Consider the following 21,865-nt stretch of genomic DNA (forward strand, 5'->3'; position numbering starts at 1 on the left):
TTCGGGTCAGTTCTCGACCGGCAGGCCGAATTGACGGGCGATTCCCACCCGCAGCAGGTCGTTGTGGCCCGCATAGGTCAGCGCGGCCATCGGGCTGTGCAGATCGGCGGGGAGTTCGGAGTCGGTGATGAAGGCACGTACGCCCGAGAGCGCGGTGGCGTGCTCGGTGAGGCGCACATAGTCCTCGGATACGGAGATCTTGGTCAGCGCCGCCTCCGCCGCCAGCTGCCGTGCGGGGGTGCCCGCGTCCAGCCGGGCGGCCATCGCGTACAGCTGCAGCCGGGAGCGGTGCAGGGCGAGCGCCATGTCGCTGACCCGGGAGGCCACTTGGTGGCTCGCACCCATCCGGCGCCCGAAGTGCTCGCGGCCCGCCGCCCATTCGACGATGCCCCGCAGGGTGCGGCGCATGGGGCCGAGGGCGTATCCGAGGATGACGGCCCGCTCCCAGGCGGTGGTGGAGGACATCACCGCGAGCCCCGACCCCTCGTCGCCGATCAGAGCGCCCGCGGGCAGCCGGGCCCCCTCGAAGACCAGCTCGCCCATGGGGACGCTCGGCAGCGCCGACTTGGTGAAGGACTCGCCCCGCAGCACGCCGGGCAGGTCGAGCGGGAAGAGGAAGGCGGACAGGGCGAACGGCGAGCGGCCCTCACCGGTGCGGGCGAAGACGATCGCCCGGTCGGCGACCGGCGCGGCCGTGATGAACGACTTCGCGCCGTCGAGGACGAAGACATCGCCCTCACGCCGGGCACGGGTCTCCATCGAGAAGGGGTCGCTGCCGCCCGAGCGCTCGGTCAGCGCGTGACACAGCAGCGTGCCCCCGTCCTGCACTTCCGCGATCGCCTGCCACGCGTCCTCGGTGAGGGCGGCGCGCAGCGGGAACTGCATGCCGAACACCTGGGACGCCAGGGCGTAGCAGATACCGGGGTCGGCGCCGGCCAGCCCGATGCCCTCGATCATGGCCAGGGAGCGGGTGACGGGCCCGGGAGCGGTGTCGTCGGCCGCCGCCAGGCGCAGCACGCCGAGGTCGGCCATCGCCTGCCACTGGGTGCGGAAGTCCGCGTCGCGTGTCTTGTCCACGACCGGCCCGGCCAGTTCGCGGTAGGTGTCGACGACCTCCTCCGCCGCCTTCGGCCCGGTGCGCAGCAGCAGGTCGGCCGGGGCGCTCACGCGCCCGCCCGGGCGGTGCCCCGGTGGCCCTCGACCGCGGACCAGAGGGCCTGGGGGGTACGGAAGTTGGCCGCCACGATCTCGGTGTCGGGCAGTGCGATCCCGGCCTCCTTGTCCAGCGCCGCGACGATCTCCATGATGGCCAGCGAGTCCAGCAGGCCCTGTTCGAGGAGCGGGGTGTCGGGGGCGAGCCGTGCGGGCGTCTCGCCCCGGCCCCACGTGATCTTGCCGCTGATGAGGACGCAGAGGTCTTCGACGGTGTTCATCTCGCGGGTCACGGGGGACACGGCGGGGTTCGCGGTGGTCATATCAGGCTCTTTTCGGTGGTGGTGGGTATGAGGGTCGGTGCGGCGGCATCGCCGCTGAGGGCGCGGCGGTCGACCTTGCCGCTGGTGAGGGTGGGGAGCGTGGCGACGGGGATCACGCGGTCCGGCAGCATCCGCTGGGGCAGCACCGCCCGCAGCTCCGCCAGTACCTCCCGCTCGGTCGCGGCGGTCTGGGCGTAGGCCCATATCTCACCGGCGTGCGGGGCGTCCTTGGCGACGACGGCGGCGGTGGCGACCTGCGGCAGATCGAGCACGGCGCTCTCGACGTCGAGCAGATCGATGCGGTGGCCGCGCCGCTTGACCTGCGAGTCACGACGGCCCCGCAGGAAGACCCGGCCGTCCGCGGTGATCCGGCCGATGTCGCCGCTGGCGTAGGCGCGCCGGGTGCGGCCGTCGCGGAAGGCCACGGTGACCGTGGGGTCGCGGAGCGCGCCGCCCTGCAGATACCCCTGGAAGACGGTGGGCCCGGCGATGTGGATCTCGCCCTCGCCGTCGGTGGGGCGCCCCTCCTCGTCGAGCACCTCGATGTCGACGCCGCCGATGCCCCGGCCGATGGTCAGTTCCTGCTCCGCGGTCCAGTCGGCCGGTACCCGGAAGTAGGTGCACGCGTTGGTCTCGGTGGGCCCGTAGAGGTTGTAGAAGGGCACGTCGCCCAGGAGTTCCAGATAGCGCTCCAGCAGGTGCGGGGCGAAGGGTTCGCCACCGAAGGCGGCCACCCGCAGCGACGGCGGCACCGCTTCGGCGAACCCGCCCTGCTGGAGCATGCCGTGGTACAGCGAGGGCACGGCGACGAAGGCGGTGACGCGCTGTTCGTTGAGCCAGCCGACGACATCGCGCGGGAAGGCGCGCAGCAGGTCCGGCATGAGGACGGTGCAGGCCCCCACCGCCGCCGCGCTGAAGAGGTCGAAGGTGGTGAGGTCGAAGGTGAGCGCGGCCTGCGAGCCGATGCGGTCGGTCTCGGTGAGGCCGAACTCCCGGGCGGCCCAGAGCGCGTAGTGCGCCACGTTGGTGTGCGAGAGCAGCACGCCCTTGGGCCAGCCGGTGCTGCCGGAGGTGAAGAGGATGTAGCCGCCCTGGTCCGTGGGCGGGGGCAGCGGTGCACAGTCCGCCGCGGCGACCCGCAGCCAGTTGAGCCCGTGCGCCAGCGGTCCCTCGGTGCCGGTGCCGTCCCCCGAGGTGTTCCCCTCGCCGGCCTCCTCGACGGCCCGGCGGCACGCGGCCAGGGACCGGTCGGTGGTGAGCAGCAGGGATAGGCCCGCGTTGCGTGCCATCCGCGCGGTGCGCGCCGGGGGGTCGGCGACGTCCATCGGGGCGACCACGGCGCCCGCGCGGAGCGCGGCGTAGAGGGCGATCACCGTCGACGGGCCCTTGGCGGCGTACACCCCGATCCGTACCCCCGGGCCCGCCCCGACGGCGGTGAGTTCCCGGGCCAGCTCCCCGACCGCGTGCTCCAGTTCGGCGTACGTCCAGCTCTCCGTGCCCGCGACGAGCGCGGGGCGGTCGGGGTGCACCACCGCGGACCGGGCCAGCAGGGCGTCCAGCCGTGGTGTGTCGGTCACGGTGCTCACGACAGCGCCTCCACGGTGCGGGCGCCGAGTCCGTACTCGGCGAGGAAGGAACGGGTGGCGTCGGCGACGAGGTCGGGGCAGACGAGATGGGGGTAGTGGTCGCATCCCTCGGGCACCAGACGCCGCACCACGCCGGAGACCGCCTGCTCGACGGCGTCGAGCTGGTCGAGGGTGCCGTACTCGTCCCGGTCGCCCTGGATCATCAAGACCGGCGCGGTCACCTCGAGGTCCTCCTCGATGGTCCAGTCGCGGAACTCCGGGGAGAGCCACACCCGGCTCCAGCTCTCGAAGACCGAGCGCGGTTCGTCGTGCACCAACGCCAGCTTCCTGGCCAGCGGACCGGCCTCGTAGGAGGCTTGGGCCGCCTCGATGCCCAGCCGGTTCTGCTCCTCGAAGTACATGTGCGGGCCCATGACGACGACCGCCTCGACGGGCCGCACGGAGGCGTACAGCAGCGCCATGGAACCGCCGTCGCTGTGTCCGACGAGAACCGGGCTGCGCACACCCAGCAGGTCCAGCAGCTCGGGCAGGTCCTCGTGGGCGTGCTCGTGCATATAGCGGGGGGTCCGCGGCCGGCGGGCCGGCCCGGAACCACCGCTGCCGTGCCGGGAGTACACCAGCGCGCGTCGGCCGGTGGCCGCGGCGAGACGGGCGGGGAACCGCCCCCACGACGCCACGCAGCCGAGCCCGCCGTGCAGGAAGACCAGGGGCGGCAATTCCGGGTCGCCGTCGATGAATACATGCTCGACGGGGCCGTTCCGTGTGTCGACTACCGGCACATCAATACCCTTCTCGGAGGTCTGTTCAGCCCGTGCGCACAGCCGTCGGAACAACGGGGCGCACGCATGCGGGAGGGGATACGCAAAAGGAGATACGGGCAGCCGCAACAGACGGATGCATCACGAAACCACATGGCTGTGGCAGGAATCGGAGAAATACTTCCGATTAAGGCGCAGCGGGACGGCCTCATGACATGTCGGACATCCTCGACGCGGTGTCCGGCCTACGGTCACGAAGGCCGCAGCCCGAGGGCAGGCATGCCCGATCCGTGCGTCCCGTCTGCTACTTCGCTGCTCGGAGCGGTCTCCGTCGGGACTCGGACGGCCTGCCGTCGACCCCGTTGGCCAATTCTTTAATGACTCTTGGCTGCCGCATTGATTGCCTATGGGCAAGGCAAGGGAAAATTCGCACTGTCAACCCCCGTCAACTTTCTTTGCGAACACCTGACGATACGGATACGGCGCGTCGTCGACGCGCTTCGTTCGTGAATCCGTCCGCCCGGTGCATCGATAAGACTAGGCAGACCGCATCGATCAGAGAAATACGTTTGCCGTATCGCCTATGCTCTGGCCGTATGGATGTTGAACTACGTCATCTCCGCAACTTCCTGGTCGTCGCAGAGGAAGGCGGTTTCACGGCGGCGAGCAGACGGCTGCACCTCGCTCAGCCGACGCTGACCCGGAACATCCGGACGCTGGAGGACCTCTTGGGCGTCCGCCTCTTCGACCGCAACACGCGCAGATGCGATCTCACCGCGAAGGGGCGCGAACTGCGCGGCGCGCTCGTCCCGCTCCTGCAGCAGCTCGACACCGCGCTCGCCGACATCCGCGAGGGGGAGACGCTGCGACTGGGGTTCAGCTGGGGGCTGCCTGACGGGTTATCAGCCGTGGTCGCGCGCTTCGAGAGCGAGACGGGGATCGAGGTGGAGTTCGTACGCTGCGACACCCCCCTGGCCGGGCTGGACACCGGCGTGGTCGACCTCGGGCTGTTGCGCGGTGAGACCTTGCCGTCGGGGGTACGCGGAGTGTTCCTCTTCGAGGAGTCGCGCGTCGCCGCCGTCCCCCGCCCCGGGCCGCTGTCCGGCCGCACCGCGCTGAGCTGGGCGGAACTGGCCCACTGGCCCCTGGTGGTCAACACCGTCAGCGGTACCACCTACCCCCACATGTGGCCGGAGGGCGGGCGTCCGGAGGTCGGTGCCGAGTGCCGCAACTACGACGAATGGCTGGAGAAGGTGGCGGCCGGCCACGGTGTGGGCACCGCCCCGGTCTCTGCGGCCCGCCGCTTCACCCACCCCGCCGTACAGTTCGTCCCCCTCACCGGAGCCCCCACGGTCCGCACGCATCTGGCCTACCCCTCGCACGGCGCACACCCCCAGGCGGCCCGGCTCGCCGACGACGCCTGGCGGGCCGCCGCGGAGCTGCTCACGGACGCGACGGGGTGACCTGGCGGTCGGCCGCTTCGGCGGGGGCTGCCGTGCTGCGTCCTCAAGCGCCGGACAGGCTTGAGGGGCTGGGCCCAGCCACAACCAGCCCGTCCGGCGCTTGAGGACGCGCCCGAAGGGCGCTCGCCGCCGTAGGCCGCACAGCCGGCCCCGGCCCATGGTGTAAGGACCACACCCCGAGCGTGGGCCATACTCTTCCCATGACTGCACGCAGGACAGGCCAGACCCGCAGGGCCCACGGTGCGGCCGTGCGGGTCGAGCGGGCCACCGCCCGGGACGCCAAGCGCCTCACCAAGCTCATCCGTGCTTCCAAGGCCTACGACGGCCCGTACGCCCCGATGGTCGCCGGATACCGGGTGGGTCCCGACTACATCGAGACCCACCGGGTGTTCCTGGCCGTGGACGCCGACGACCGGCTGCTCGGCTTCTACGCCCTCGTCCTCGACCCGCCGGAACTGGACCTGATGTTCGTCGCCGACGCCGCCCAGGGGCTGGGCATCGGCCGGCTGCTCGTGGCACACATGCTGGACGAGGCCCGCGGGGCCGGCCTCGCCGACGTCCGGGTGGTCTCCCATCCCCCGGCCGAGGGCTTCTACCGCAGTGTGGGAGCGCGATGGGTCGGCACCCGGGAGGCGAATCCGCCCGCCGTGATGTGGGACCGGCCGGAGTTCGTCTTCCCCGTGGCGTGAGTCCGGCGCACGCCGGGCCGGCGGGGTCACCTCAGGAGACCACCGCCGGCACGTGCCGGACCGCCCGCCGTGCCGGTGCCCCGACGGTCGTTCCACCGTCGTCCCCGGCTCACGCCAGTGCCTTCCCCAGGGCCGCCCAGCCCAGCAGCGCGCACTTGACGCGCGCCGGATGGCGGGACACCTCCCGGAAGGCCACGGCATCGCCCAGGTGCACCGGCCACGCGGCAGCCTCCGTCACCCGCCCGCGCAGCAGCGCCGCGAACTCGGTGTGCAGCGCGGCGGCCTCGGACACGGTCCGGCCGACGACCAGCCCGGCCATCACCGAGGCCGACGCCTGACTGATCGAGCACCCCTGCACGTCGTACGAGAGGTCGCCGACGGTCGCGTCCGCGCCCGGTGCCGGCCCCGACAGGCTGACGCGTAGGGTGAGTTCGTCCCCGCACGTCGGGTTGAAGTGCCGGACCTCGACGTCGTACGGCTCCCGCAGGCCGATGCGGTGCGGGGCGCGGTAGTGGGCGAGGATGACCGCCTGGTTCTCCGCCGTCAGCCGCATGCCGCCCCCTGCGGTCCGGTGCCCGTCGCGAAGAGCACCCGCGCCCGCTCGATGCCCGCCGCCAGCTCCTCGACGTCCGTGAGGCCGTTGTGCGGAGCCGGGCCGGGGCCAGGGGACCGCACGCGGCGGCCGCGGTGGTCGCCGCGGTCATGCGGAGGTACCGCCGGCGCTCCGGCCGGCGGCGTCGGCCGGGCCGAGGTCCGCGAGCACCTTGTCGGTGGTCTGCAGGCACAGTCCGCGGGCGCATACGGTGACGGTGTCGCTGTCCGCCTCGCCCGCCAGATCCAGGAACTTGGGGTTGAAGCTCTCGATGCGCTTGGTGCGCACGCCCTCGGCGTAGTCCCGGGGCGCGGTCCAGCACAGGTCCTTGTACGAGGAGGTGTGCTCGGGGATCACCGTGGGGTCCTCGATCTCGAGGATCGCGCCGAACATCAGCAGGGGCTCGTACAGCGGCTCGGGGGACTACGGGTGTCGAAGCAACATCGCGCGAATTCGAGTGGCAGCATGCTGGTCGGCGTGCTGATGACATTTGGGTGGGTGGGGTTGGTGTCCGCCCGGCGGGTGCCCGTTAATACGCTGGGTCCGTCGGCGGTGTTCGCCATGACGGTGCGCTGGAGTACCGGTTGCCAGAGCGTGCCGGGCGCGAGGAATTCGGCGAGGGTCGCGGGGCCGCGGCCGCGTCAACGGATTGTGGAAGATTGAGGCACAGGCATGCGGGACGGTCTCCGAGAAGCGTTCGACTTCATCGCATTCAGCGCTCGGCTGCGTGAAGTCGAACGCCACAACAACGCCACCGCCGACCGGAAGGAGAGCGTCGCGGAACACTCCTGGCATCTGGCGGTGGTGACCTGGGTCTTACATCGGGATTTCGAGCGCGAATGCGGACATTCGCTGGATCTGGAGCGCATGCTCAAGATGTGCTTGATGCACGACCTCGTGGAAATCGAGGCGGGCGACCCCTCGGCGTGGATCACCCGGCACAGCGAGGAACACACCCGCGACAAGGCCCGTATCGAGGAGGAGGTGGCCCGACGTCGCTTCACGCCCCTTCCGGGCGGCCTGGGGCCGGAGTTCCTCGCCCTGTGGCACGAGTACGAGGAGGGAGTCACACCGGAGGCCCGCCTCGTGCGCGGGGTGGACCGCCTCAACCCCGCGTTGATGCGCTGTCTCACCGGCCAGGGCTGGCAGGACGTCGGCGCGGACGCCGCGGCACTGGACGACCTGCAACTCCCGCGCGTAGGCGTCAGCGAGACGCTCACGGCACTGTACGAGGAGGTCCGGGACGCCGCCGTGCGTCGTGGCCTGCTGCCCGCCACGTCCTGACGCGGTTCTCCTCCGGCGGACTTTCGGGTGGAGGCGGTCGTTGCCACCGGCGGCGGCGAGCGCCCTTCGGGCGCGTCCTCAAGCGCCGGACGGGCTCAAGGACGTGGGAGAGCACCGCCGCGCGAAGCGTCACGGGAGCAGCTGCTCGGCCCAGATGACCTTGCCCTCGGGGGTGTACCGGGTGCCCCAGCGTTCGGCGAGCTGGGCGACGAGGAACAGGCCGCGGCCCCCCTCGTCCTCGGCGGCCGCGTAACGCAGGTGCGGCGAGGTGCTGCTGGTGTCGGAGACCTCGCAGATCAGGGTGCGGTCGTGCAGCAGCCGCACCCCGATCGGACCGGAGGCGTAGCGAATGGCGTTGGTGATCAGCTCGCTGAGGATCAGCTCGGTGGTGAACACCGTCTCGTCCAGGCCCCACCGGGTCAGCTGCCGGGTGACGTCGGCGCGTGCGCCGGCGACGGCCGCCGGGTCGGAGGGCAGCTCCCAGTAGGCGATCCGGTCGGGCTCCAGGACGCGGGTGCGGGCCACGAGAAGGGCGATGTCGTCGCTCTGCCGGGCGGGCAGCAGGGCGTCGATCACCGCCTCGCAGACCTCGTGGGGCGTCCGGCCGGGGTGCGCCAGCGTGCCGCGCAGGATCTCCAGGCCGACGTCGATGTCCCGCTTGCGGTCCTCGATGAGCCCGTCGGTGTACAGGACCAGGCTGCTGCCCTCGGGCAGGCGCAGCTCCGCGGCCTCGAAGGGCAGGCCGCCCAGGCCGAGCGGCGGGCCGGCGGGGATCTCCGGGAAGTCCACCGTGCCGTCGGGCCCGACGATCGCGGGCAGGGGGTGGCCGGCCCTGGCCAGATGGCAGATCCCGGAGGCCGGGTCATAGATCGCGTACAGACAGGTGGCGCCCGCGATCGCGGCCTCCTCGTCCGCCGAGGCGGCCTCGGCCTCCTGGTCGATGCGGCCGACGAGTTCGTCGAGGTGCCCGAGGAGTTCGTCCGGCGGCAGGTCCAGGGTGGAGAAGTTCTGTACGGCCGTGCGCAGCCGGCCCATCGTGGCGGCGGCGTGCAGCCCGTGCCCGACCACGTCGCCGACGACCAGGGCGACGCGGGTACCGGACAGCGGAATGACGTCGAACCAGTCACCGCCGACCCCGGCCTGGGCGGGCAGATAGCGGTAGGCGATGTCGAGGGCGGTCTGCTCGGGCAGCCCGCGCGGCAGCAGGCTGTGCTGGAGGGTCACCGCCATGGCGTGCTCGCGCGTGAAGCGGCGGGCGTTGTCGATACAGACCGCGGCCCGGGCCGCCAGCTCCTCGGCCAGCGACAGGTCGTCCTCCTCGAAGGGCTCGCTCTCCCGGGTGCGCCAGAAATTGACGATCCCCATGAGCACCCCCCGCGCCTTCAGCGGGACGGTGATGAGCGAATGGAAGCCGTAGTCCAGGACCGCCTGCGTGCGGCTCGCGTCCTGGGTGCGCCAGTTCGCGGAGGCCGCCAGATCGGGCACGAGGACGGGCTGCCCGGCGATGAACCCCGTGGCCTGCGGCGTCGGCGCGGCGAAGGTGATCAGCTCGCCGGCGCGGTACAGGGGGTGGTCGTCCGGTGTGCCGGTGAGTGCCACGCGCCGCAGCTGCGGCGCCTCGCCGCCCACCCCCGCCCGGGGCTCCTCGCCGCGCAGGACGGGCTCGGCGAGGTCGACGGTGGCGTAGTCGGTGAAGCGGGGCGCGGCCACCCGGGCGAGTTCCTCGGCGGTGCGCTGGACGTCCAGGGTCGTACCGACGCTCACACTCGCGTCGTACAGCAGCCGCAGCCGGCCGCGCGCGGCCTCGGCCCGCCCCGCGAGCGCGCGCAGCTCGGTGGAGTCCCGCAGGGTGGCGACGCTGCCGGGCGGGCCACCGCGACGGTCCGTCGGCCGGTTGTTCACCGCCAGCAGCCGGTCCCCGACGGGCAGCACCTCGTCGGTGGCGACACGGCGGGACTCCAGCAGTTCGGCCATCCGGGGGTCGAGACCGAGCGAGGCGACGTGCCGGCCCTCCACGTCCGGGGGCAGCCGGAGCAGCCGGCGGGCCTCGTCGTTGGCGAGCAGCACACGGCCGTCGCCGCCGACGATGACCACGCCCTCGCGCACCGCGTGCAGCACCGCGTCGTGGTGCTCGTACATCCGGGTCATCTCCGACGGTCCGAGACCGTGGGTCTGGCGCCGCAGCCGTCGGCTGACCAGCGCCGTACCGGCCGTCGCCAGGGCCAGCCCGGCGCCGCCGGCGCCGAGGACGACGGGCAGCTGCCGGTCGAAGGCGCTGCTCACCGCGCTGACCTTGATCCCGGAGGACACCAGGCCCACGACCGTGCCGCGGGAGTCCTTCACCGGGACCACCGCCTGTACCTCTTCGCCGAGCGGCCCGTCGACGCTCTCGACGGTGACCTCGCCGTGCTGCGACGGCCCGATGGTGCCGATGAACTTCTTGCCGATCAGCTCCGGCCTGGGGTGGGTGTAGCGGATGCCGCCCCGGTCGGTGACGACGACGAAGTCGACCCCGCCCTCCATCCGGGCGGCCTCCGTCAGCGGCTGGAGCACCGCGCTCGGATCGGGGCCGCGCAGCGTCTCCACCAGTCCGGGGGAGTGGGCGAAGGTCTGGGCGGCGGCCAGCGAGCGGTCGCGGGCCGCCTGGAATCTGTCACTGCGGGCCTGGAGCAGCAGGGTGACCACGGCGGCCACCACGAGCAGCAGCACGATCAGAACCTGGAGCACGAACATCTGCCCGGCGACGCTGCGCGAACGCGCCACGGCCCACAGACGCCGTGCCGACGGCGCCCGCGAGCCGTGGCGCGTGCGCCGCTCACGCCGGCTACCTGGGCGCCGACCGGCGAACCAGCGGCCCGAGAGCCCCCAGGACCGGCCCCGGATTCGGGCCATACCCCATGTCTACCTTGCGCCCTTCCGCGACGCGAACGATATGCGCGACGCCGGGAGGGCGAACGGACCCCCCATAGTCGAACGTATGTGCGCTCGGTGGTGCGGGGGCCGACGACGGAGCACCCCCCGGGACGCCCACCGCCACCGCCGCCGAAGGGCCCGCTCTACGCCTCCTCGGCCCGCCCCGCCCGTCGTTCCGCTCTGCGCAGCAGCAGCGCCGCGAGGACACCGCCGACGCACACCACGGCCGCGCCCGCCAACTGGCTGGTCTCCACACCCGACGCGAACGCGTCCAGCACGTCCGCCCGCGCCCCTTGCGTGCGCGCGTCCGCCAGGGCGGCCGGAAGCGACCCCGCGCCGGCGAGGCCCACGGGGAGCAGGGCGGTGAACCGGGAGTTCATGACGGCACCCAGGACGGCGACCCCGAGACTGCCGCCGAGTTCGGACAGCGTGCCGTCCACCCCGGCACCGGCCCCGGCCTTCTCCGGCGGAATCGCGCCCATGATCGCCTCGGCGATGGCCGGGTTGGCCAGCGCACAGCCCGCGCCCATGAGGACGAGGCCGCCCAGCAGCACCCCGTAGCCCTCCGCCGGGAACGCCCCGACCACGGCGAACCCGCCCGCCAGCGTCCCCACACCGAGGGCGATGGCGAGCGGCAGTCCGAGCCGGCGCAGCAGCCGCGCCGAGACTCCCGTGAAGTTCAGGGCGACCACCGTGAGCGCGAACGGCGCCGTCCGCAGACCCGCCTCCAGCGGTGTGTAGCCGCGGACGAACTGAAGCTGCTGGGTCAGCAGGAAGAGCGCACCGGCGCTGCCGAAGGTGACGAGGACGACGCCCACGACGGCCCCCGTGAACCGGCGGTCGCGGAACAGACGCAGATCCAGCATGGGGTGCGCGACACGGCTCTCCCAGAGCGCGAAGGCACCGAGAACGAGCACCCCGCCCAGGGCCGGCAGCAGCACCCGGCCGGTGCCCCAGCCGTGCTCGGGGCCCGAGACGACCGCGAGGACGACCGCGGCCATGCCGACGGTGGACAACAGCGCACCGAACAGATCGGGCCGCCGCCCGGCCGCGCTCCTCGACTCGGGCACCCACACCCAGGCCGCGACGAGGCCGAGCAGCGCCACCGGCAGGTTGACCAGGAAGATCGCCCCCCACCGGAAGTGGGCGAGCAGCACACCACCGAGCAGCGGGCCGGCGGCGAAGCCGAGGGCGTTCACCGCGGCCCAGACACCGATCGCCCGCGGGCGCTCCCCGGCGTCGAAGATCTGCATGACGACCGCGAGCGTGGTGGTCAGCAGCAGCGCACCACCGACGCCCATGCCCGCACGGGCCGCGATCAACTCCCCGGTGGTACCGGCGAAGGCGGCCGCCAGCGATCCCGCACCGAACAGTGCGAGACCGATGAGCAGCATCCTCTTGCGGCCGTAGCGGTCGGCGGCGCCACCCCCGGCGAGCAGCAGCCCGGACTGCACGAGCGAGTAGGCGTTGATGATCCACTGGACGTCCGCGGTGCTCGCGTCCAGGTCCCTGGTGAGGGACGGGACCGCCACGTTCAGCACGGTGTTGTCCAGCACCACGGTGAGCTGCGCCAGGCAGATCACCGCGAGGACCAGCCACCGGGTGGGGAGCTCGGCCCCGGCCGTGGTCCCGGGGGCGGCCGTCGGCACCGTCACGGCCGGGGCCGCGGGGCGAAGCGGGCGAGGGGATTGGCAAGGTCGCCCACCAGTTGCAGGGCGGCCGAAGGGTCCGCCAGATCGACCATCTGCTGGTTGTCGCGCAACTGCAGCCGGTTGAGGCAGGACAGCGCGAACCGCTCCGCGAAGATGTCGTACCGCTCGAACTTCTCGGCCAGGTGCGGGACGGACGCCTGGTAGTCGTGGACGCACTCGGCGACGGTCCGCCAGAAAGTCTCCTCCGCCAGGATGCCCTCGGTGGCCAGGATGCCGTTGAGGTAGCGGAAGAAGCAGTCGAAGACATCCGTGAAGATCGAGAGGAGTCGCATGTCCTCGGGCACCTCGGCCCGCACCCGCCGGACCTCCGGCGGCAAGGCGGCGTCGGGGTCCATCACGACGATCTCCTCGGCGATGTCCTTGAAGATCACCCGCTCGACCGTGCCGCCGTCCAGGACCAGGATGACGTTCTCGCCGTGCGGCATGAAGGCCAGGTCGTAGGCGTAGAAGCTGTGCAGCAGCGGGGTCAGATACGCGTCGAGGTAACGCCGCAGCCACACCTCGGGGGCCAGCCCGGACCGCTCGATCAGGGCGCCCGCGAAGGAGCGGCCCTGGTGGTCGGTGTGGAGCAGAGCGGCCATGGTGGCCAGGCGCCGGCCCGGTTCGAGACCGGCGACGGGGCTCTCGCGCCACAACGCGGCGAGCATCTTGCGGTAGGGGGAGTGCGGGTCGGTGGCGGCCTCGTACTGGCGGTGGTGGTAGCCGACGGCCGCCCGCTCGCGGATGACCGACAGGCGCGCACGGCGCAGGACGTCGTCGCGGTCGACGAGGTGGGCGAGCCAGTCGTTGATGGCCGGGGTCGCCTCCATGTACGCCGCCGAAAGACCCCGCATGAAGCCCATGTTCAGTACCGACAGGGCCGTCTTCACATAGTGCTTGGACGGGGCGCTGGTGTTGAAGAAGGTGCGGACCGACTGCTGGGCGAGGTAGTCGTCGTCACCGGGGCCGAGGCAGACCAGGCGCTGCCGGGCGAGTTCGGCGGCGAAGGTCACCGACAGCTTGTTCCACCACTGCCAGGGATGCGCGGGGATGAGGTGGTAGTCGGCGAGGTCGAGACCGAGGCCGGACATGGTGTCACCGAACCGGGCGAGGGCCGGCTCGCCCAGCTCCGCGCGCATCAGGTCGTCGTAGTCGAGGCCGGCGCCGGAGCTGAAGGTGGAGTGGTCGCGGTGGGCCGCCAGCCAGATCAGCCGGACGGGCTGCGCGGTCTCGGGGGCGTACGCGTGGTACTCGTGCACCCCGAAGCCGAGCCTGCCGTTGTTGGCGACGAAGCCGGGGTGGCCCTCGGTCATCCCGGTCTCTATCGCCTGGAAGTCGGCCCCGGCCAGTTCGGCGGCGGTGACCGGTGGCTTGCCGAGCTTGTAGGCCGTGCCCGCCAGGGTGGAGCCGATCTCCTCCAGATAGACCGGGAGGATCTTCTCGGTCAGACCGAGCGTCTCGCGCAACTCGATGGGGAAATCGAGGGCGTCCAGGGGGAGTTCGTCCTCGCCGCGGTGGCGGGTGATGCGGTCGGCGTCGATGTGCCAGTGGTCGAGGGCCAGCAGCCGGGCGGCGAAGCGGTACTCCACCGACCCGTCGTCGCCGCGCACCACGTACCGGCCGTCCGGGGCCCGTTCGGGGGTGAGGAGCCGTTCGTGGGAGAACTCGGCGAGCGCCTTGCGGACCAGCTGCCGGTTGGCACGGTCCCAGGCGTCCGGGGTCAGATGGGAGACGGCATCACGGGGGTTCACGCGGTCACTCCTCGGGTGGCGGCCGGCTCGGTGGAATCGACGAACCGGTCGCGGGTGCAGATGCTCAGCAGCGCGTCCTTCTCGGGCTTCGAGATCGTGCGCAGGGCCTCGAAGCCGACGGCGGCGTTGAGCGTGTGGACGGCGGTGTTGCGTACATCGGGTTCGACCACGACCCGCACGGTCGCGGGGTCGGCGAAGAGCCAGGCCATGACCGTGGTGATCACGGCACGGGTGAACCCGTGCACCGGGGTGTCGGCCGGCGCGCACAGGAAGTGCATCCCGACGTCACCGCGCCGCGGCGCGTACAGGCCCACCAGCTCCACCCGCGCGGGATCGTAGCGTTCGACCAGGAAGGCGGGGCGGCCTTCCCACAGTCCGACGAAGGCGTCGTGGTGCGGATGCTCGGCGATCTCGCGGTACGCCCGGGCGACCTCGGCCACCTCCGCGTCCTGCATCATCCAGAACGCCGCCTTGGGGTGGGTCACCCAGCCGTGCACGAGCGCGGCGTCGGCGGCGGGGTCGAGCGGCCGCAGGGCGAAGGTGCCGAGCCGCTCGTCGGTACGGGTGAAGACGGTCTCCGTCATCGGACGACACCCTCCGGCGCCCCGAACTCCTGGAAGGCGATGGACTTCTCCACGGGGTAGTGCTCGCGGCCCAGCAGCTCGCGAATGATCCAGGAGTTGCGGTAGGGGCCCATCCCCAGGTCGGGGGAGGTGATGCTGTGCGTGTGGGTACCGGCGTTCTGCAGGAAGACACCGCGCCCGGTGACATCGATGCTGTAATTGCGGGCGACGTCGAAGCGTCCGTGCCCGTCCCAGCGGATCCGGTCGTGCAGCGGTTCGAGGAAGGCCGGCGGGCGGTAGCGGTAGCCGGTGGCCAGGACGAGGCCCTCGGTGGTGAGCGAGAAGTCCCGCTCCTGCTCCACCTGGCGCAGCCCCAGCGTGTAGGTGCCGGCCGCCTCGTCGTAGGAGGCGCTCTCCAGCGCGGTGTTGGTCATCAGCCGGGTGGGGACCGGGCCCGTGACGCTCTTCTGGTACAGCAGATCGAAGATGTTGTTGATCAGCTCCGCGTCGATGCCCTTGAACAGGCTCTTCTGCTCGGCTTCGATCCGGTACCGGGTGTCTTCCGGGAGGGCGTGGAAGTAGTCCACGTACTCCGGGGACGTCATCTCCAGGGTGAGCTTGGTGTACTCCAGCGGGAAGAAGCGCGGGGACCGGGTGACCCAGTTCAGCCGGTAGCCGTGGGTGTCCGCGTCGCCCAGCAGGTCGTAGTAGATCTCGGCCGCGCTCTGCCCGCTGCCGACGACGGTGATGCTCTCCTTGCGTCGCAGCTCCGCCTTGCCCTCCAGATAGCCGGAGTTGTGCAGGAAGTCCCCGCCCAGGTCCTGGCACGCGTCGGGGACGTACGGCGGGGTGCCGGTGCCGAGCACGAGGTGCCGGGCGCGGTGTGTCGTCCTCTCGCCGGTGGCGGCCTCGACCGCGTGGACGGTGTACAGGCCGTCGCCCTCGTCGTACTCGACGGAGGTCACCTCGTGGCCGAACCGGACGCTGCGGAGCCTGGCCGCGGCCCAGCGGCAGTAGTCGTCGTACTCGATGCGCACGGGATAGAAGTTCTCGCGTATGTAGAAGGAGTACAGCCGCCCGGACTCCTTGAGGTAATTGAGGAAGGAGTACGGGGACGTGGGGTCGGCCAGGGTGACGAGGTCGGCCATGAAGGGGGTCTGCAGCGTGGCGGAGTCCAGCAGCATCCCCGGGTGCCAGGCGAAGTCCGGCTTGCTCTCCAGGAAGAGGCCGTCGAGTTCGTCGAGCGGTTCGGTCAGACAGGCGAGGCCCAGGTTGTAGGGCCCCAGCCCGATCGCGATGAAGTCGTGAGTGGACATGGGGGTGGTGGTCTCCGTACGGGGTGAGGCAGACGTGTGGCAGGGGTGGGGGCGGCGGGGTGTCGTTCAGCCGGCGCGGTGGCGGAGTTCGGGGGCGAGCCGCTCGTTCACATAGCGGCCGGCGTGCTCGGCGAGGAGGTCCAGGACGTGGGCGATGTCGTCCAGCGAGGTCTCCGGGTTGAGCAGGGTGAATTTCAGGTAGTGGCGGCCGTCGACCTTGGTGCCGGCCACGACGGCCTCGCCGGAGGCGGCCAGGGCCTCCCGGGCGAACAGATTGGCCCCGTCGGCCAGCTCCCGGGCCGGGCCCTCCGGTGGCAGGTAGCGGAAGACGACGGTGCTCAGCTGGGACTTGGTGACGACCTCGAAGCGCGGGTCGTCGGTGAGCAGCTCCCAGGCCTCGGCGGCGCGGTCGATGACCTCGTCGAAGAGCGTGCCGACGGCGTCGGCGCCCATGATGCGCAGCGTCAGCCACAGCTTGAGCGCGTCGAAGCGACGGGTGGTCTGGATGCTCTTGTCGACCTGGTTGGGGATGTGCGCCTCGGCCATGCGGGCCGGGTTGAGGTAGTCGGCGTAGTAGGTCGCGTGCCGCAGCACGGCCCGGTCGCGCACCAGGAGCGCGCTCGAACTGACCGGCTGGAAGAAGGACTTGTGGTAATCGACCGTCACGGAGTCCGCGCGCTCGATGCCGTCGAGCAGATGGCGCCGGGTGGGGGAGACCAGCAGGCCGCACCCGTAGGCGGCGTCCACGTGCAGCCACAGGCCGGCCCAGTCGCACAGGTCGGCGATCTTGGGCAGGGGGTCGATGGAGCCGAAGTCCGTGGTGCCCGCCGTGGCGACGACGGCCATGACCACCAGGTCGTCGGCGTGGCAGCGCTCGATCTCGCGAGCGAGGGCGGCCGGGCGCATGCGCCGCTCGGGGCCGGTGCCGACGGCGATGACGGCGTCCTGGCCGAGACCGAGCAGCTTCGCCGACTTCTGGACGCTGAAGTGGCTGGCCTCGGAGGTGAGAATGCGCAGTCGCGGCAGGATGTCGTGGCGGGAGAGCGGGACCGGGGAGTTCTTCGCGGCGAGCGCGCAGGCCTCCTCGCGGGCGAGCAGCAGTGCCTGGAAGTTGGACTGGGTGCCGCCGCTGGTGAAGATGCCGTCGGCGTCCGGGCCGAGGCCGATGCGTTCGGCCGTCCAGTCGATCAGGCGGCGCTCGATGAGCGTGCCGCCCGCGCTCTGGTCCCAGGTGTCGAGCGAGGAATTGACGGCGCTGAGCACCGCCTCGCCGAGCAGGGCCGGAATCACCACCGGGCAGTTGAGGTGTGCGAGGTAGCGCGGGTGGTGGAAGTAGACGGCGTCGCGCAGATACACGTCCTCGAGTTCGTCGAGGGCGGCGGTGGGGTCGTTCAGGGGCTGTTCCAGGTCGATCCCGGCGATTTCGGGCGCGAGCCGGGCGGGGGTCATCCCCGTGAACGGCCGCCGGGCACCGGCGATGCGGGCGGCCACCCGGTCGACGCCGTCGGCGAGGGAACGGCGGTAGGTCTCGACCGTGCGGTGGTTGAAGAGGTGGGGGCTCGCGCCCACCGCCTCGGGCCCGGGGGTCTGTGGCACGGCTCCTGCCGAAGGAGCTTCGGCGATGTGCCCCTGGAAACTCATGATCTGTCCTTCCGATCCGTGATCGACTTAGGTAAGGCTAACCTAACTTACGTCCAGGTCGGAACGTGTCGGCCCTGGGGGTGAGCTGGCCTTATGGGTGACTCGGCGCGGCGGCCGCACACGGAAGAGTGCGGGGCTCGTGGCGGCGCCGAGGCGCGGCAGTCCGAGGGAGGTGACTTAGGTTAACCTAACCTAAGTTCCATCCCGGATGGGTGCTGCCTCACCGCACGCCGGCCGCTGTGTTCCCGCCCCCAAGTAGCGGGAAAACAAGGGCGGTTCGGTGACCGGGCGCGGCCCCGTGGGTAGCCGACAGTCCGGCCGTACCCGCTGCTCCGCCGACACCGGCGGTGGCCCTACCGGCGCAACGCGCCCAAGGAGACAACGTGAGCATCAAGGTCTACCGGGACGCCTGGGGGATCCCGCATCTGCGGGCCGGCAGCGCGACCGAACTCGCCTTCGCCCAGGGGCGCACCACCGCCGTGGACCGGGCCTGGCAGCTCGAGGTCGAACGGCACCGCTCCCAGGGGGCCTCGGCCGCCTTCCTGGGCTCCGACGCCGTCGGCTGGGACCGGTTGGCCCGCCAGGCCCGGCTGGAGGACACCGCCCGCCGCTGCTTCGACGGCCTCGACGCGGACACCGGCGCCTGGGTCACGGCGTACGTCGACGGCGTCAACACCGGCCTCGCCGCCGGAGCACGGCGGGCCGGGCAGTTCACGGCGACCGGACTGGCCCCCGGCCGGTGGGAGCCGTGGACGCCGCTGGGGATCTGGCTGTCCCATCACCTCCTCTTCGCCGGTTTCCCCGCCAAACTCTGGCGCGAGGAGGTCGCCCGCCGGCTCGGCCCCGCGATGACCACCCTGTTCGCCACCGACGGCCCCGCCACCTCGGGAAGCAACGGCTGGCTGGTCACCGGAGACCGCACGGCCACCGGGGCCCCGCTCATCGGGGGCGACCCCCACCGGTTCATCGAGGACCCGGGCATCTACCAGCAAATCCATCTGGCGTGCCCGGAGTACGACGTGGTCGGACTGGCCGTCCCCGGCGTCCCCGGCATCGCCCACTTCGGGCACACCGGCAATGTGGCCTGGGCGATCACCAACGCCATGGCCGACTACCAGGACCTCTACGAGGAACGGCTGCGCCGCCGCGGAACGGCCGTGGAGGCGCTCGGGCCACGGGGCTGGCGAACGGCCGTGGCCCACACCGAGACCATCGAGGTCGCCGGGGGAGAGCCCGTCGACGTCGAGGTGATCGAGACCGAGCGGGGCCCGGTCGTGATCGGCGGCCCGGACGCCCCGCGCGCCCTCAGCCTCCGCTGCCCGTCGCGGGTGTGCGGGGACCTGGGCTTCGGCGCCCTGCCCGCGCTGCTGCGCGCCACCACCGTCGCCGATGTCGACCGGGCCTTCGACCGGTGGGTCGAGCCGGTCAACGTCGTACAGGCCGCAGACACCGAGGGCGGTCTGCTGCACCGGGTCGCGGGCCGGGTACCGCTACGGCACCCGGACAACCGGCTGCGCGTCGTACCGGCATGGGTGCCCGGCCACGCGTGGCGGGGGTGGCACGAGCCGATGCCGCGCGCGGCGGTCGACTCCATCGCCGTCATGGCGAACGAGCGGGGCCTGGCCGCACCCTTGGGCGTCGAGTTCGCACCACCGCACCGGGCCGACCGCATAAGCCAGTTGCTCCAGGCGTCGGCGTCCTGGTCCGCCGAGGACATGGCGGCCGTCCACACCGACACCCGGCTGGCCTCCGCCGGACCGCTGCTGGACCTGCTCGCCGAACTGGACGGGCTGAGCACCGGGGCCCGTCGCCTGCGGGAGCGGCTCCAGGGCTGGGACCGCGAGATGGAGGCCGACAGCACGGACGCCGGAGCGTACGCCGCCGTGCGGGCGGCGGTGGTGCGGCGCCTGGCCGCCGACCCGGCACTGGCCGGGCTGTCCGGCCCCGCTCCGTACCCGGACCTGTTCCTGCCGTGGCTCGCCCTCGTTCCCCGGGTCGCCTTCGCGCTGGAGCACCTGCTGCGCGACGACGTACTGCCCGGCCTCGACAGGGCCGCACTCGTCCGCGCGGCCGTCGAGGAGGTGGCCTCGGCGGCGGAGGCACCGGGGCCGTGGGGGCGGACACACCGGCTCGCCCCGTGGCAGTCGCTGCCCCGCGAAGAGCCCGGCGGCTGGCCGGGCCTCTCGGGCGACCACGACTGTGTGCTCTCCACCTCCAGCGTCCCCGGCGTCACCGACCTCAGCGTGCGGGGCCCAGCGGCCCGCTACGTCTGGGACCTCGCACGGCGTGAGGACAGTCTGTGGGTGGTCCCCCTCGGCGCCGACGGCGCCCCCGACAGCCCCCACCACCGAGACCAACTGCCCCGGTGGCTGCGGGGAGAACTCCTCCCCGTGGTCACCGACTGGAACCTGCTGACCGAGGAACACGATGATTTCTGAGACCCCCACCCACCGGACCGCCGTGCACGAGCAGGTGGTCGAGGGATTCGGCACGGTACACGTCGTCCCCGTGCGCCCCCGCGACGACCTCGACGTGATCCACACCTGGGTCGGCCAGGAGCGGGCCCGTTATTGGGGCATGCGGGAGGCGAGCCGCGAGCGGGTTCTGGAGATCTACACGTACCTGGACTCCCTCACCACCCACCACGCCTATCTCCTCCACCGCGACGGCCGGCCCGTCGCGCTGTTCCAGACATACGAACCGGAGTCCGACCCGGTCGGCGCGTGCTACGACGTCCAGCCCGGTGACTTCGGCATCCACCTCCTGATCGGACCCGCCGAGGGAGAGCCGGAACGGGGCTTCACCGACACTCTCCTCTCGGTGTTCCTCACCTTCGTCCTCGCGGACCCCGGCAGGCAACGCGTCGTGGCCGAACCGGACGCCCGCAACACCAAGGCCATCGCCCGGCTCACGGGGGCGGGCTTCGTGCCCGGACCCGAGATAGACCTTCCCGAGAAGCGGGCACGGCTGGTCTTCCTCAGCCGTGACACCTTCATGGGGCAGAGCGCCGCTCCCGCCTGACCACCGCCGCCGCCAGGGAGAACGGCCACCCGCTCACGGGCGGGACGAACCGCCCGTCAGCCGCACCGTGCTGAGGATCTTTTGGACCGTCGCGTCCGGGACCTCCTCCTTCACACCCTTCACGCCGTGGAACGTCCACGACACGAAGTCGCCCTTGGCGTCCTTGAAGGCGAACGCGGTGGCCTTGCCGTCGGTGTGGCACGTGCCCTTCTTCCCGGCACCGGAGGACGTGGCCGTCGCCACGCTGCCGGTGATGCCCGACGCCGTCGTGAACGGCTTCACCGTCCCGGGCCTGACCTTCGACCGGTCCGGCTGGGCGTACCCGCCGTAGATCCACTGGTCGGCGTTGTGGCGGGCGGCTTCCTCGGTGCTCTTGACACCGTTCTCACCGCGGGAGCCGGCGGCGGCGACCGCAGTGCTCTCGGTGGTGCCGTTGTGGTCCTCGTCGGACGTGCACCACTGCTCGTCCAGTATCGCCGGAGCCAGGAAGCCGACCAGAGGGGTGTCCTCCGGGTCCTTGTCGTCGGCGACGTAGCTGGCCCAGTCGGGATTCTTGCGCTGCCACGAAGAGGGCACGTCGAAGGCGATACCCCGCTGGGGGTTCACCACGACCTTCCAGCCGGGAACCACCGGCTCGGGCTCGGCGCCGCCGCGCCCGTCGCCGGTGGGCGCCGGCCCGGATGTCGCGGGCGAGGCGGACGCGGTCGGTTCCGGTTTCGCCGTGTCGTCCTTGTCACCGCCCAGCACCAGGAAACCGGTGACACCGGCGGCGACGACGACGGCGGTCGCCACGGCGACGGCCACGACCGTCGTTCTCCTGCCACCACCGCCCGGCGGCGGGGGTGCCGCGGCCGGGGTGTTCCACTGCGGTGCCTGAGGCGGCTCCAGATACGGATTCGGCTGCGTGGGCCGCTCGTGCATGTTCTGTCGGTACGGATGCGCTCGCGGGTCCTGCTCGCCCCCGGCGGCTGTTTTTCCTGGCCACATGAGGAGTCACCTTATGCGGCGCCGCACGGAGCGAGCGTCCCAGGGCCGCTCGGGCGGACCGAAGCCACCCTGTCCTCAATCGCCGGACGGGCTCGAATGAAGGCCCATGCGGTAGCTGGGGGAGTTCGCGGACGC

19 protein-coding genes are annotated in these 21,865 nt (G+C 71.8%); 5 read left to right on the plus strand and 14 right to left on the minus strand.

The window, feature by feature from the left end; all coding sequences use genetic code 11:
- Nucleotides 1–6: 6 nt before the first annotated feature.
- The 4 genes from ACZ6MA_RS25660 to ACZ6MA_RS25675 are packed head-to-tail and all read right to left on the minus strand — an operon-like array spanning nucleotide 7 to nucleotide 3,840.
- Complete coding sequence (locus ACZ6MA_RS25660; protein ID WP_469436289.1) at nucleotides 7–1,167, minus strand: acyl-CoA dehydrogenase family protein; 1,161 nt, start codon at nucleotides 1,165–1,167, stop codon at nucleotides 7–9.
- Nucleotides 1,164–1,475, minus strand: a complete 312-nt coding sequence (locus ACZ6MA_RS25665) for an acyl carrier protein (protein WP_469436290.1) — start codon at nucleotides 1,473–1,475, stop codon at nucleotides 1,164–1,166. Before ACZ6MA_RS25665 ends, ACZ6MA_RS25660 begins: the two co-directional genes overlap by 4 nt.
- Nucleotides 1,472–3,061, minus strand: coding sequence for an amino acid adenylation domain-containing protein (locus ACZ6MA_RS25670; RefSeq protein WP_469436291.1), 1,590 nt, complete (start codon nucleotides 3,059–3,061; stop codon nucleotides 1,472–1,474). Before ACZ6MA_RS25670 ends, ACZ6MA_RS25665 begins: the two co-directional genes overlap by 4 nt.
- On the minus strand, nucleotides 3,058–3,840 hold the full coding sequence (locus tag ACZ6MA_RS25675; RefSeq protein ID WP_469436292.1) for an alpha/beta fold hydrolase: 783 nt from the start codon (nucleotides 3,838–3,840) through the stop codon (nucleotides 3,058–3,060). The genes ACZ6MA_RS25670 and ACZ6MA_RS25675 overlap by 4 nt, the downstream gene beginning before the upstream one ends.
- Nucleotides 3,841–4,415: 575 nt before the next feature.
- Between ACZ6MA_RS25675 and ACZ6MA_RS25680 the strand changes: the two genes are divergently transcribed.
- Both ACZ6MA_RS25680 and ACZ6MA_RS25685 read left to right on the plus strand, forming a co-directional pair.
- The gene (locus ACZ6MA_RS25680; RefSeq protein WP_469436293.1) at nucleotides 4,416–5,282 is read left to right on the plus strand and encodes a LysR family transcriptional regulator; all 867 of its coding nucleotides are present in this window, start codon (nucleotides 4,416–4,418) and stop codon (nucleotides 5,280–5,282) included.
- Nucleotides 5,283–5,482: 200 nt separating this feature from the next.
- Nucleotides 5,483–5,971, plus strand: coding sequence for a GNAT family N-acetyltransferase (locus tag ACZ6MA_RS25685; protein WP_469436294.1), 489 nt, complete (start codon nucleotides 5,483–5,485; stop codon nucleotides 5,969–5,971).
- A gap of 109 nt (nucleotides 5,972–6,080) precedes the next feature.
- Here the strand turns inward: ACZ6MA_RS25685 and sufU are convergent, their stop codons facing one another.
- The 3 genes from sufU to ACZ6MA_RS25700 are packed head-to-tail and all read right to left on the minus strand — an operon-like array spanning nucleotide 6,081 to nucleotide 6,956.
- Entirely contained in the window at nucleotides 6,081–6,524 is a 444-nt protein-coding gene (sufU, locus tag ACZ6MA_RS25690) for a Fe-S cluster assembly sulfur transfer protein SufU (RefSeq protein WP_469436295.1), read from the minus strand.
- Nucleotides 6,515–6,646, minus strand: a complete 132-nt coding sequence (locus ACZ6MA_RS25695; protein ID WP_469436296.1) for a hypothetical protein — start codon at nucleotides 6,644–6,646, stop codon at nucleotides 6,515–6,517. Before ACZ6MA_RS25695 ends, sufU begins: the two co-directional genes overlap by 10 nt.
- 25 nt (nucleotides 6,647–6,671) lie before the next feature.
- Nucleotides 6,672–6,956 (minus strand): hypothetical protein, encoded by a 285-nt coding sequence (locus ACZ6MA_RS25700; RefSeq protein ID WP_469436297.1) that lies wholly within the window; start codon nucleotides 6,954–6,956, stop codon nucleotides 6,672–6,674.
- A 279-nt stretch (nucleotides 6,957–7,235) separates the two neighbouring features.
- Between ACZ6MA_RS25700 and ACZ6MA_RS25705 the strand changes: the two genes are divergently transcribed.
- Nucleotides 7,236–7,847 carry an HD domain-containing protein gene (locus ACZ6MA_RS25705; protein WP_469436298.1) on the plus strand — a complete coding sequence of 204 codons (612 nt, stop codon included), beginning with the start codon at nucleotides 7,236–7,238 and terminating at the stop codon, nucleotides 7,845–7,847.
- Nucleotides 7,848–7,976: 129 nt separating this feature from the next.
- Here ACZ6MA_RS25705 and ACZ6MA_RS25710 read toward each other — a convergent pair whose 3' ends face one another.
- The 6 genes from ACZ6MA_RS25710 to ACZ6MA_RS25735 form a co-directional block, all read right to left on the minus strand.
- Nucleotides 7,977–10,739: a SpoIIE family protein phosphatase gene (locus tag ACZ6MA_RS25710; protein ID WP_469436299.1), complete on the minus strand. Its 2,763-nt coding sequence runs from the start codon at nucleotides 10,737–10,739 to the stop codon at nucleotides 7,977–7,979.
- A gap of 164 nt (nucleotides 10,740–10,903) precedes the next feature.
- Complete coding sequence (locus ACZ6MA_RS25715) at nucleotides 10,904–12,415, minus strand: MFS transporter (RefSeq protein WP_469436300.1); 1,512 nt, start codon at nucleotides 12,413–12,415, stop codon at nucleotides 10,904–10,906.
- Entirely contained in the window at nucleotides 12,412–14,202 is a 1,791-nt protein-coding gene (locus ACZ6MA_RS25720) for an IucA/IucC family protein (RefSeq protein WP_469436301.1), read from the minus strand. Before ACZ6MA_RS25720 ends, ACZ6MA_RS25715 begins: the two co-directional genes overlap by 4 nt.
- Nucleotides 14,199–14,786, minus strand: a complete 588-nt coding sequence (locus ACZ6MA_RS25725; protein WP_469436302.1) for a GNAT family N-acetyltransferase — start codon at nucleotides 14,784–14,786, stop codon at nucleotides 14,199–14,201. Before ACZ6MA_RS25725 ends, ACZ6MA_RS25720 begins: the two co-directional genes overlap by 4 nt.
- Entirely contained in the window at nucleotides 14,783–16,081 is a 1,299-nt protein-coding gene (locus ACZ6MA_RS25730) for a lysine N(6)-hydroxylase/L-ornithine N(5)-oxygenase family protein (RefSeq protein WP_469436303.1), read from the minus strand. Before ACZ6MA_RS25730 ends, ACZ6MA_RS25725 begins: the two co-directional genes overlap by 4 nt.
- Before the next feature lie 66 nt (nucleotides 16,082–16,147).
- Entirely contained in the window at nucleotides 16,148–17,722 is a 1,575-nt protein-coding gene (locus tag ACZ6MA_RS25735) for a pyridoxal phosphate-dependent decarboxylase family protein (RefSeq protein ID WP_469436304.1), read from the minus strand.
- Between the two features lie 383 nt (nucleotides 17,723–18,105).
- Here ACZ6MA_RS25735 and ACZ6MA_RS25740 point away from each other — a divergent pair, with 383 nt between their 5' ends.
- Nucleotides 18,106–20,160, plus strand: coding sequence for a penicillin acylase family protein (locus tag ACZ6MA_RS25740; protein WP_469436305.1), 2,055 nt, complete (start codon nucleotides 18,106–18,108; stop codon nucleotides 20,158–20,160).
- Nucleotides 20,150–20,743, plus strand: coding sequence for a GNAT family N-acetyltransferase (locus ACZ6MA_RS25745; protein ID WP_469436306.1), 594 nt, complete (start codon nucleotides 20,150–20,152; stop codon nucleotides 20,741–20,743). Before ACZ6MA_RS25740 ends, ACZ6MA_RS25745 begins: the two co-directional genes overlap by 11 nt.
- 33 nt (nucleotides 20,744–20,776) lie before the next feature.
- Here ACZ6MA_RS25745 and ACZ6MA_RS25750 read toward each other — a convergent pair whose 3' ends face one another.
- Nucleotides 20,777–21,664 (minus strand): DUF8017 domain-containing protein, encoded by an 888-nt coding sequence (locus ACZ6MA_RS25750; protein ID WP_469436307.1) that lies wholly within the window; start codon nucleotides 21,662–21,664, stop codon nucleotides 20,777–20,779.
- Nucleotides 21,665–21,865: the final 201 nt, after the last annotated feature.

This window comes from Streptomyces sp. NPDC042259, assembly GCF_055582085.1.